Raw genomic sequence first — 11,003 nt, forward strand, 5'->3', positions numbered from 1 at the left:
GCCCGCCGGTGCAGTTCATCCAGCGCCACACCACTTTTGTAAAGCGCCGAGCCGATACCCGCACCAGCAACGCCGGCCGCACGAAACTGCCCCAGATTGCCCGCGTCGATGCCGCCCACCGCGAACATGGCAGTGCCGGCGGGCAGCACCGCGGCCCAGCCCTTGACCGTGGCCACCCCGAGCGCATCCGCCGGGAACAGCTTGAGGTGCGTGGCGCCGGCATCGATGGCGGCAAAGGCCTCGGTGGCCGTGGCCACGCCCGGCATGGGCAGCAGGCCCCGCGTCAGCGCCTCCTGCACAACTGCGGGATGGAAGTTGGGCGCGAGCACCACCCGCGCGCCGGCGTCGGCGACCTGGCGCACCGCATCGACGCTCAGCACCGTGCCCGCGCCGATGACCGCCTCGTGCCCGTGGCGCGCCGCGAGCCGGGCGATGCTCTCCAGCGGTTGCGGCGAGTTGAGCGGCACCTCGATCGCGCCGATACCTGCGTCCAGCAGCACGGCGGCCACGTCCAGCACCTCCGCTGGGGTGACGCCGCGCAAAATGGCTACCAGCGGGTGGCCGTCGAGAAGGCGGCCTGCTGGCGAGGGGGTGCCAGGGGCTTGCATCGGCGCGCTCATGCCGCCCCCACCAATCCGGCCGCCCGCGCCAGCAGCCACTGGCCCTGGGTCGTGGCCTCGGCCAGAGCGCGTGCGCTGGCGATGCCGGCGAGATTCAGCGCCGTCTCGTAACGGCTGCACAGGCCGTCGTCACCGATCAGGGTGACACCGCCGGCCAGTGCGGCCTGGCCACCGGCTTCGCTGGCGGCGGCGATTTCGATTCCTAGCAACATGCCAGACAGGTAATCGGGCAGGCCCTCGGGCTCGACTTGCCCCATCAGGCCCGCGGTGCGGGCAGCGAACAGGAGGTGGGTGGCCTGATGGTGGCCGGCCAGGCCGCGCCGAACGCCAGCTTCGAAGGCCGCGGGCCGGGCCTGGCCATGGACCATCAGCCGCCCGAGGATGCCGTGCTGGGTGAGAAGGCCATACAACTCGCCGGTGAGGTAGGTGCGAAAGCGCGCCACCTGGCCCTGGGCGCCGGTCCAGGCCCATTTGCTGTGGGTGCCAGGCAGCACGCAGCAGCGGCCGTCGGGAATGCCAGCGCCCCAGATCTGGGTCTCCTCGCCCCGCATCACGTCGTAAGCGCCATCGTCATGCAGGCAGCGCAGGCCCGCCGCGATGTGCACCGTGCGGTTCGCACCGCTGGCGGTTTTCAGTTCGACCTGGATGCACTGGCGCGCCGCCGAAGCGAGGTCGGCCGGGCAGTCGAGGTAGGGGGCCTCCTGCCAGCCCTGGCGGCTGCCGACCATGCCGCTGGCGATCACCGGCAGCGCGTGGGCCTCGAGCCAGTCCCCGCACAGGCGCAGCAGGGCCCCGGCAAAGTCCCGATCGGGCACGGCCATCACGCCGCCGGGAGCGCTGCGCGCCTCCAGGGTGTGACCTTTCGCATCGAGCAAACTGGCGCGCAGGTTGGAGGTGCCCCAGTCGAGGGCGATCAGCACGGGCTGAGACATGAAACTTCCTTGATGCGCCGGGCTTCAGCCGGATTACTTGGGCCGCAGGTATTGCCAGACCGAATCGTCCGGCTCGATGCCCAGACCCGGGCCCTCAGGCAACTCGAAGTGCCCGTCGGCGCAGCGCATACGGGTGCGCACGAAGCGCAGGTTGCGGTCAAACACCGAGTGCTGGTATTCGTGCATCGGGCAATTGGGCAGGGCGGCTGCCGCATGCAGGCTGGCCGCCTGGAAGATGCCCAGGCCAATGCTCGCATGCGGCATGACCCGCATGTGGAAGGCCTGCGCCATGCGGCCGATCTGGATGAATTGGCTCAGGCCCGTGTGCCCCATCTCGGGCTGCACGATGGACATGCTGCGGCGCTCCATCCGTGACCGGTATTCGTAGAGGGTGTGCCACTCTTCGCCGAGTGCCAGCGGCACCCGCACCCGCGCGCCCACCTGGGCCTGGCCCTCGGCGTCTTCCGGCGCGCAGGGTGCTTCCACGAAGCAGGGGCGCCAGGGCATGAGCCGGTCGATCAACTGAATGGCTTCCTGGGCGGTGAACTTCCAGTGCAGGTCGACCATCAACTCCACATCGGGGCCCAGGCCCTCGCGCAGGGCCCGCATCTCCTCGACGATGCCGTCGAAGGACACCGCCGCCGCGTATTTGAAGGCCTTGAAGCCGCGGGCCTGGAAGCTGCGCGCCAGCGCCAGCCGCTCGTCCAGCGTCTTGCCCGGCAGGCCGGAAATGTAGGCGGGGATGCGGGTGCTGCGTTGGCCCCCCAGCAGTTTGACCACCGGGAGGTTCACACACTTGCCGTACAGGTCCCAGACCGCAATGTCCACGCCGGCGATGGCGTCGCCGTAATAGCCGCCAGAAAAACCACGTACCCGCATCAGGTCGTAGAGGTCTTCCTGGATCACCATCGGGTCGGACGGGTCGCGCCCCAGGATCACGGGCCCGAGCACGTCGTCGATGATGCTGGTGACGGCCTGTGGTGCGACGATGCCGTAGGTCTCGCCCCAGCCCACTGTGCCGTCTTCGGCGGTGATTTTGACCAGCACCGACATGTCGGTGCTCGGGTAGATGGTGCGGTTGCCCTGGCGTACCAGGTAGCCGCGCGCGTTGATCTGCTCCCCGGGCCCAAGCGGGCCGAGGTAGGGCGTGTCGCGCGGGATCGAAATGATGAAGGATTCGACCTTCTGGATTCGCGGCAATTTCGAGGCTGTCAACAGGCGCTCCCGGTTCAGCCCGGAGGGTTCTTCAACGCGCTCAGTGCCTCGGGCGGCAGCAGCAGGTCCCCGAGGTCGGCGAGGAAGGCGTCAAGGTCTGCACGGTCCATCGCGTCGAGGCGGGGGCCGTCGATGCGCTGGCCGCCGTGGTCAATCAGCCCTCGTTGCAGCAGCACCTGCTTGGTCAGCGCCCAGCGGAACACCGCCTGCGTGTTGAGCACCGGCAGCATGCGGGTAAAGAGTTCGCGCACCCGCCGCGCGTCACCCTGGCGATGGGCGACAAAGAGCGCCACATGCACCTCGGCCAGTTCAATCGCCGGCATGGTGCCGCAGGCGCCCCGGCGCAATTCGTCGGTGATGTAGCGGCCGCCCGCGCCGCCGAGCACGCCGAGCAGGCTGGCCGGCGCATCGGCGAGCACCACGCTCAGGCGCTGGCCGCTGGGCAGGGCTTCTTCCTTGATGTAGCGGATGGCGGGGACCGCCCGCACCACCTCCAGCAGCACCTTGGGCGCCAGGCCCGCGCCCACCGGCGGCGGCACGTTCTGCAGCATGACGGCCAGCCCGGGCACTGCTTGCGCCAGACGCTCGAAATAGGCGATTTGCGGGCCGGCCTCGTTCCACTGGGGCGGCGCGGCCACCATCAGGGCCTGGGCGCCGTGGTCGCGGGCGTGGCGCGCCAGCCGCAGGGTCATTTCGGCATCGGCACTGGTGACGCCTGCCACCACCGGCACTCGCCCACCGGTCTCGGCCAGCACCACCTCCAGCAGTTGCCGTCGCTCGTCTTCGCTGAGTTGTGCAAACTCGCTGGCCACACCCGGAAAGGTGATGCCGTCCACGCCGCAGCGCAAGAGGTAGCGCACCAGGCGCCGCAAAGAGCCGACATCCGGCTGGCCCTGCGGGTCGAAGGGAGTGGGCAGAACCGGGAATACGCCGCCGATCGGCACGGCAGTGGAGTTTTGTGTCACGTCGCTCAAACTTTCTTGTGGAGTGTGCGGACCGCGCTCACTCGAGCTTGATACCGCGGCTGCTCACCACGTCGGCCCAGCGCCGGGTTTCACCCTGGACAAATGCGTTGAGCTGGGTCGGGGTGGCGACCTCGGGTGCCACGCCGAAGGCCGCGAATTTTTCTCTCACCGCCCCTTGGGCCAGCGCCTGCCGCAGCAGCACGCCCAAGCGTTCGACCTCGGCCGCCGGCACATTGCGCGCGGCAAAAAGCGCCGCCCAGCCAGTGATGACGAACTCCTCGCCCAGCGTCCGCAGCACCGGCACGCCCGGCAGGCTGGCGACGGGTTGCTGCGAGGTGACTGCCAGCGCGCGCAGCCGCCCGGCTTGAATCAAGGGAAGCGCCACCGGCAGGTTGACCATGCCGATCGAGATGGTGCCGGACGCGACGTCTGGCAGCAGCACGCTGTCTCCCTTGTAGGGGACGGCGGTGATGCGTGTCTGCAGCTTGTGGTTGATCAGCTCGGTGGCGAGGTGCGACAGCGTGCCGACGCCACTGTTGCCAGCCGAGAGGTTGCCGGCGCGTCCCTGGGTGACCAGGTCGTCCAGGGTTCTCAGCGGCGAGTTGGCTGCGACCGCGAGCACCATGGGCTGAGACGAGATCATCCCGACCGGCTTGAGGTCACGCTGCGTGTCGTAGGGCAAGTCCTTGCGCAACGCAGGCAGGATCGTCATCGAGGTGCTGCCCATGAGAAACAGGTGATCGTCGTTGCTGCCGGTCACCGTTGCCGTGCCAGTGATGCCGCCGGCGCCAGGTCGGTTGTCCACCACGATCGTCTGGTTCAATTGCGGGCCGATGATCTCCGACAGGATGCGCAGGGAGCCATTGCCTGCACCCCCAGGCGCAAAGGGGACGACCATGGTCAGAGGCTTGGAGGGCCAGGCCGTTTGTGCTGCACTGAGGCCGGGCAGGAGAGCCAGGCCCGCCAGCGCGCAGGCGGCCGCGATGTGACGGCGTGTGATGCGGGTCATGGAAGCTTTCGAGGGTAGAGGTGGGTGTGTACGGCGGTGGCAGACCTGGTCAGTCTGCCTTGATGCCCGCGTCCTGAATGACCTTGCGGTAGGTCTCGAACTCGCTGCCCATGAAGGCCTGGAATTCGGCCGGTGTGTTGCCTGCCGGGATGATGCCGCGGTCCTGCAGCTTGGCCCGGGCGGCCGGGGTGCGCAGGAAGGCGTTCACTTCCTGCGAGACCTTGGTCAGGATGGCGGCGGGTGTGCCGGCGGGCGCCATCATCCCGTGCCAGGGGCGCATCTCGAAGCCGGGCACCAGATCGCGCATCAGGGGCAGGTCAGGGGCGAAGAAGGCGCGCTCCGAGGCGGTGACCGCCAGGGCCCGCAGCTTGCCGCTTTGCACATGCGGCATGCTGGTCGCCGCTGCGTCGATGGCCGCCACCACCTGGCCGGAGAGCAGGTCGGTGGTCATCGGCGCCGAGCCCTTGTAGGGCACGTGCAGCATCTTGGTGCCGGTCTTTTGCAGGAACAACTCCATCGCCAGGTGCAGCGAGGAGCCCACGCCCGAGGAGCCGTAGGCCAGATTGGGGTTGGCTTTGAGGAAGGTGACCAATTCGGCCACGCTGCGCGCGGGCACTTTCTCTGCGTTGACCACCAGCACCAGCGGCGTCACGCCGACCACGCTGATGGCGGCGAAGTCGCGCACCGGTTGGTAGGGGAACTGGGCCGGCTGCAGGGCCGGGTTGATCGCGTTGGCCGCGATGTTGCCCAGGCCAAGTGTGTAGCCGTCGGCCGGTGCCTTGGCCACCAGCGACATGCCGACGGACGAGCCGGCCCCGGGCTTGTTGTCCACCACCACCGGCTGGCCCCACTTGGCCTGCAGGTGCTCGGCCACCATACGGGCCATGCCGTCTGCGGCGCCGCCCGGAGGCACGGGCACCACCAGGCGGATGGGCTTGGTGGGGTAGCCGTCCTGGGCGGTGGCCGGCAGCGGGCTCCACACGGCCAGCGCGAGGCTGGCCAGGGCGCAAAAACGTGTCATGAAGCGCATACTTGTCTCCTGAGTTCTGTTGAATGGAACTAATCGTGGGCCATTCTCACTCCCTTGGCGAGCCCAGCCATTCGCGTAAACCCTTGAGGATTTGACCAATACAGCCCTCTTGAAGCGGGGTCGGGCAGAATGTCAGGCTTGAGGTGCAAGGCGCCCAAGTCCCAACTAATGGAACCCGTCGAACTCCACTCCGAAGTATCCGCCCCGGCCGAGCCAGGCCCTGGGCTGGGCGTGCTGGAGAAGGCCATGGGCTTGCTGAACATCGTTTCCCAGGCCCGGGTCCCGATGACTTTCACCGAGCTGCTCCGGGCCAGTCGGCTGCCCAAGGCCACCCTCCACCGCATCCTGGCGACCTTGATGCGCGAGGGCCTGCTGCGCCACGACGCTTACACCCGGACGTACCGGCTGGGCTTTCGTTTGCTGGAGCTAGCGCATGAGGTCTGGAGCGATTTCGATCTGCGGCTGGCCGCACAGGACGAAATGGTCAGGCTGCGCGACACCTTCCGCGAGTCGGTGCTGCTCGGGGTGCTCGATGGCGACTCGGTGGTGCTCATTGCCTGCGAATCGCCCGGACGCGAGGAGCCGGAGCCGCTGCCGATCGGCCTGCGCCTGCCGCTGCACGCCAGCGCCCTGGGCAAGGTGATCCTGGCCTGCCGCGACCCGGCCTGGCAGTCGAGGTTGCTGGCCAGTGGCCCGCAGAAGCGCTACACCCCGCAGACCCTGACCGAGCCCACCGCGCTGCGCAGCGAGCTCGACCTCACACGCGCCCGCGGCTATGCCCTCGAGGTGGACGAGTGGCATGAAGGGGCAGTGTCGCTGGCAGCGCCCATCTTCGACATCGAAGGCCAGCCGGTGGGTGCCATCTGTGTTCGCTCCCGGGCGGAGCGCATGGACCTGCCCCAGGCGCACAGCCTTGCCCCGGCCCTCATCGGCGCCGCCCGGCGGATTTCGCACAACGCCGGCGGCCAGTTCACCTCGATTGAACCGAACGACGCGCCACCGGAAGCCACCGCGCTGGAGGTTCGCTGCGTCGTCGAGTCGCGCACCCTGCTGGGCGAGGGGCCGGTGTGGTCACCCCGGGACAGCGCCCTGTACTGGGTAGACATCCTCACGCCGGCCATTCACCGCCTTGACGGGCCCAGTGGACACGATGCCGAATTCAAGCTCGGTTCCATGGTGAGCGTCACCATCCCCAAGGCCTCAGGCGGGCTGCTGGCCGCCACCCCCAGCGGGCTGATGGCCTTCGACACCGACAGCCGCCGCCTGACTCTGCTGTGCCACCCCGAGGCCGACCGGCCCGGCAACCGCTACAACGACGGCAAGTGCGACCGCCTCGGCCGCTTCTGGGTCGGCACACTGGACATGGCCACCGCCGCCAACCGTGGCAACCTGTTTCGGGTCGAGGCCGACGGTGCCTGGAAAAAAATGGACAGCGGCTTCACCGTCGCCAACGGCCTGGGCTGGAGCCCCGACAACCGCGCCATGTATTTCGCAGACTCGCACCGGCGAACCGTCTACCGCTACGACTTCGACCTGCGCGCTGGCGAGATCAGCAACCGCCAGCCCCTCATCGTGCTCGATGCCACCGACGGCAGGCCCGACGGCCTCACAGTCGACGAAGAGGGCTGCCTGTGGGTGGCCGTCTGGGACGCGTGGCGCGTGTCACGTTACTCGCCGGAGGGCCGTGAGCTGATGCGGATCAAGCTGCCTGTGCCCCGCCCCACCAGCTGCTGCTTCGGCGGCCCGAATCTGGACACGCTCTACATCACCAGTGCCTCAGTGCGCCTGAGCGGCGCCGCCCTAGAGGCCGCGCCGCTGTCGGGCTCTCTTCTGGCCGTTCAGGTCCCCGGCGTACGGGGTTTGCCCGAGACCATGTTCGGGGGCTGAACGGTGCAGGCCCGCGAGGCAAGGCCTCTACGCCTGTCCCTACACGAGAACTGATTCGGGGACGGCACTGGCCCTGCACCTGCACCTGCCAAGCGTGAAGAGCCGCCTACGTTCTGATGGCGGCGCCCTGGCCGCTCAGAGGCCCAGCCTGGCTCCCGCACCCAGAAGCGTCGCCACGCCCAGCCCGGCAAAAATGGCGGCGGCGATGCCGTGCACCAGCCGCATCGGGATGCGGCCCGCGAGCTTGTCCCCGATGAAGACCGCCGGCACATCAGCGATCAGCATGCCCAGCGTGGTCCCGGCGACCACCATCAGGGCCTGCGAGTAGTGCGCCGCCATGGCCACCGTCGCGATCTGTGTCTTGTCGCCCATTTCCGCCAAGAAGAAGGTAACCAGGGTGGCGCCGAACACGCCCAGACGCTGGGCAACCTGGGTCTCTTCTTCCTCGATCTTGTCGGGGATCAGGGTCCAGACTGCCATGCCAATGAAGGACAGACCCAGCACCCAGCGCAGCACCTGAGGGCTGATGGCAGATGTGATCCAGGCCCCGAGGGCGCCAGCCAGACCGTGGTTGATCAGCGTGGCTACCAGAATGCCCAGAATGATGGGCAGCGGCTTCTTGAAGCGGGCCGCGAGAATGAACGCCAGCAGCTGGGTCTTGTCGCCGATTTCGGCCAGGGCGACGACGCCGGTGGAGACGAGCAGGGATTCCATGAGTCGGGTTGAGTGTAGTGTCCGGGCCCGTCCCGCCCATGGATGAGATCGATCGGCGCCGCGTCCTTGACTCGGTCAGCCCAGCCCTTCATGCATGCCCTCGCACGGAGGAACGCTTTATTGATAAATATTGAGCACTTTGGGACTCATTGCGTTACTATTGAAGTTCATTTCAGGAAGGAAAGTCATGGCGACCAAGAAAGAACAGTCGAATTTGTACTTTAAATTTCTTAACCTGGTGGCGGCGAGCCGGGAGCTCCCGGGCCTGCCCGAAATCGACGCGGTTGAAGACCGCATCCTGGCCTTCTTGGCCCGGTCCTGGTACCTGAACCAGCGCATCACGGTGGTCGAAGCCATGCACGGCATGGCCGAAATTTCCCCCTCCACCGTGCAACGCCGGCTCAAGGCGCTTCGCACCAAGGGCATGCTCAAGGTCGAGAGCGACGAGGCAGACAACCGCTTCAAGTACGTGCAACCCACTGAGCTCTCGCTGAAGTACTTCGCCGCGCTGGGCCAGTGCATTCAGAAGGCCCAACCCCGCTAAACCGGCACATGGTTGTCGGGCGCGGGCTCAGTGCCAGCGAGGCCTTGGCCGGCGCCTTCGTGACGGCGCTGGCCTATGCTTTCGTTTTTGAGCTAAACGATTGGCTTTTCAGCCAGGTCAAGGTCACTGACAACATCAGTTGGATCTTCCTGCCGGCCGCCATTCGCATGGTGTCGGTGTTGCTCTTTGGCTGGGCCGGGGTTTTGGGGCTTTTCGCGGGGTCCTTGGTGATTCTCTTCAACCAGGTGGCGATCCAACCCGGCCATGTACTGGCGCTTGCCACGCTGTCGTCCGTGCCCTCCTTGCTGGCTGCACGCCTGGTTCAGAGGGCGTTGCAAATCGGGCATGACCTCGCTGGCATGACGGGGCGGCAACTGCTGGTGTTCGGCCTCGCCGGCGGTGTGACCAGCAGCCTGGTCCACACGCTTTACTTCGTGGGCCGGGAGGGCAGCCTGGCGCCTTTCCATGGCTTTGTTCCCATGTTTGTCGGCGACAGTATGGGCACCTTGCTCATGCTCTATGCGGGCGCAATCGGCCTGCGCCGGATCCGGCAAGCGCCGAGCGCCGACTGAGCAACGACCGAGCGCCAGCCTGGGGCTGGCCGGGCGCCGGCAGCGTGGCGCATCCTCAGCGCATGCTCAGCGCGCTGCGCAGCGTCTCCGGGCCGCTCAGTCCCGCGTGACCCGCACCAACTCTTCTCGGGATGTGAGCCCCTCCTGAACCAAGCGTTCGCCGTCGTCCCGCATCAGTCGCATGCCTCCTGCCAGGGCTGCCTCGCGAATGCTGGCTTCGGATGCCTGGCTGTGGATCAGTCCGCGCAAGCGGTCGTCGGCCACCATCAATTCGAAGATCCCGGTACGCCCCTGGTAGCCGCTCTGCCCGCAGGCCTCGCAGCCAGCGCCCGCACACTTCGGGCAGCGCTTGCGCACCAAACGCTGGGCGAGCACACCCAGCAGCGAGGAGCTCAGGAGAAAGGGCTCCACCCCCATGTCGGTCAGGCGGGTGACTGCGCTGGCCGCATCGTTGGTGTGCAAAGTGGCCAGCACCAGGTGGCCGGTGAGCGAGGCCTGGATGGCAATTTGCGCCGTCTCGTGGTCGCGGATTTCGCCGATCATGATCACGTCCGGGTCTTGGCGCAGGATGGCGCGCAGCGCCTTGGCGAAGTCGAGCTCGATGCGCGGGTTGACCTGGGTCTGGCCAATGCCGGGCAACTCGTACTCGATCGGGTCTTCCACCGTCATGATGTTGGTGGTCTGCGCGTCCAATCGTGACAGCGTCGCATACAGCGTGGTGGTCTTGCCTGAGCCGGTCGGCCCCGTGACCAGGATGATCCCGTGGGGCTGACCCATCAGCCGCTGAAAGCGCTCGAGCGTGTCGCCGGTCATGCCCACCGACTCCAAGCTGAGCTTGCTTTCGCTCTTATCCAAAAGCCGCAGCACTGCCCGCTCGCCATGGGCGCTGGGCAGGGTGGAGACGCGCACGTCCACCGCATGTGTGCCGATGCGCAGGCTGATGCGTCCGTCTTGCGGCAGGCGCTTCTCGGCGATGTCCAGGTCGGCCATGATCTTCAGCCGCGAAATCAGGGCCGCGTGCAGTGCGCGGTTGGGCTGGACCACTTCACGCAGCGTGCCGTCGACCCGGAAGCGCACCGAGGAGTGGCGCTCGTAGGGCTCGATGTGGATGTCGCTGGCGCCATCGCGCGCGGCTTGCGTCAGCAGCGCGTTGAGCATGCGGATGATGGGCGCGTCGTCACTGGTCTCCAGCAGGTCCAGCGTGGCGGGCAGCTCCTGCATGATGCGCGACAAGTCGGCATCGTTTTGCACCTCGCTCACCACCGAGGCCGCGCTGGATTCCCCCTGGGCATAGGCCGCGCTGATGCGCTGCGCCAGTGCGGCGGCGTCCAGCCTCTGCAGGTGGCTCACCCGGAACTTGCGCATCACCTCGCCCCAGGCGGCCCCGGGCGGTGCTCCTGCATGCCACAGTGTGGTGGTGTGGCCATCGTCCTCCAGCAGCAGTTGGCTGCCGCGGGCGAAGGCATAGGGCAGGGGGTAGCGGGCCATGGGGTGACGCTTCTTCGGTACGAAGGC

Annotated in this window: 11 protein-coding genes; 3 read left to right on the forward strand and 8 right to left on the reverse strand. The window is 67.5% G+C overall.

Annotation, left to right across the window (positions count from 1 at the left end; all coding sequences use genetic code 11):
- The 6 genes from QE494_RS03325 to QE494_RS03350 form a co-directional block, all read right to left on the reverse strand.
- A partial coding sequence (locus QE494_RS03325) for a 2-dehydro-3-deoxy-6-phosphogalactonate aldolase (protein WP_300041483.1) occupies nt 1-620 on the reverse strand: 620 nt, incomplete at its 3' end.
- Nucleotides 617-1,552 carry a 2-dehydro-3-deoxygalactonokinase gene (locus QE494_RS03330; RefSeq protein ID WP_300041484.1) on the reverse strand — a complete coding sequence of 312 codons (936 nt, stop codon included), beginning with the start codon at nt 1,550-1,552 and terminating at the stop codon, nt 617-619. The genes QE494_RS03330 and QE494_RS03325, both read right to left, overlap by 4 nt.
- 33 nt (nt 1,553-1,585) lie before the next feature.
- Nucleotides 1,586-2,767, reverse strand: coding sequence for a mandelate racemase/muconate lactonizing enzyme family protein (locus QE494_RS03335; RefSeq protein ID WP_300041485.1), 1,182 nt, complete (start codon nt 2,765-2,767; stop codon nt 1,586-1,588).
- A gap of 14 nt (nt 2,768-2,781) precedes the next feature.
- Complete coding sequence (locus QE494_RS03340; protein WP_300041486.1) at nt 2,782-3,732, reverse strand: dihydrodipicolinate synthase family protein; 951 nt, start codon at nt 3,730-3,732, stop codon at nt 2,782-2,784.
- Nucleotides 3,733-3,769: 37 nt separating this feature from the next.
- Entirely contained in the window at nt 3,770-4,741 is a 972-nt protein-coding gene (locus QE494_RS03345) for a tripartite tricarboxylate transporter substrate binding protein (RefSeq protein WP_300041487.1), read from the reverse strand.
- 49 nt (nt 4,742-4,790) lie between these two features.
- Nucleotides 4,791-5,762: a tripartite tricarboxylate transporter substrate binding protein gene (locus QE494_RS03350; protein WP_300041488.1), complete on the reverse strand. Its 972-nt coding sequence runs from the start codon at nt 5,760-5,762 to the stop codon at nt 4,791-4,793.
- Nucleotides 5,763-5,939: 177 nt separating this feature from the next.
- On the opposite strand from QE494_RS03350, the gene QE494_RS03355 reads away from it, so the two are divergent.
- The gene (locus tag QE494_RS03355; protein ID WP_300041489.1) at nt 5,940-7,658 is read left to right on the forward strand and encodes an SMP-30/gluconolactonase/LRE family protein; all 1,719 of its coding nucleotides are present in this window, start codon (nt 5,940-5,942) and stop codon (nt 7,656-7,658) included.
- Between the two features lie 135 nt (nt 7,659-7,793).
- On the opposite strand, the gene QE494_RS03360 is transcribed toward QE494_RS03355, so the two are convergent.
- Nucleotides 7,794-8,372 carry a TMEM165/GDT1 family protein gene (locus QE494_RS03360; RefSeq protein ID WP_300041490.1) on the reverse strand — a complete coding sequence of 193 codons (579 nt, stop codon included), beginning with the start codon at nt 8,370-8,372 and terminating at the stop codon, nt 7,794-7,796.
- 187 nt (nt 8,373-8,559) lie between these two features.
- Here QE494_RS03360 and QE494_RS03365 point away from each other — a divergent pair, with 187 nt between their 5' ends.
- Together QE494_RS03365 and QE494_RS03370 are read left to right on the forward strand one after the other, a co-directional pair.
- Entirely contained in the window at nt 8,560-8,916 is a 357-nt protein-coding gene (locus QE494_RS03365; RefSeq protein ID WP_300041491.1) for a winged helix-turn-helix domain-containing protein, read from the forward strand.
- Between the two features lie 8 nt (nt 8,917-8,924).
- Nucleotides 8,925-9,488 (forward strand): hypothetical protein, encoded by a 564-nt coding sequence (locus QE494_RS03370; protein WP_300041492.1) that lies wholly within the window; start codon nt 8,925-8,927, stop codon nt 9,486-9,488.
- A gap of 96 nt (nt 9,489-9,584) precedes the next feature.
- Here QE494_RS03370 and QE494_RS03375 read toward each other — a convergent pair whose 3' ends face one another.
- Nucleotides 9,585-10,976, reverse strand: coding sequence for a GspE/PulE family protein (locus QE494_RS03375; protein WP_300041493.1), 1,392 nt, complete (start codon nt 10,974-10,976; stop codon nt 9,585-9,587).
- Nucleotides 10,977-11,003: the final 27 nt, after the last annotated feature.

The organism is Ramlibacter sp., from assembly GCF_029866045.1.
In the GTDB taxonomy this organism is placed as follows: Bacteria; Pseudomonadota; Gammaproteobacteria; order Burkholderiales; family Burkholderiaceae_C; genus Ramlibacter.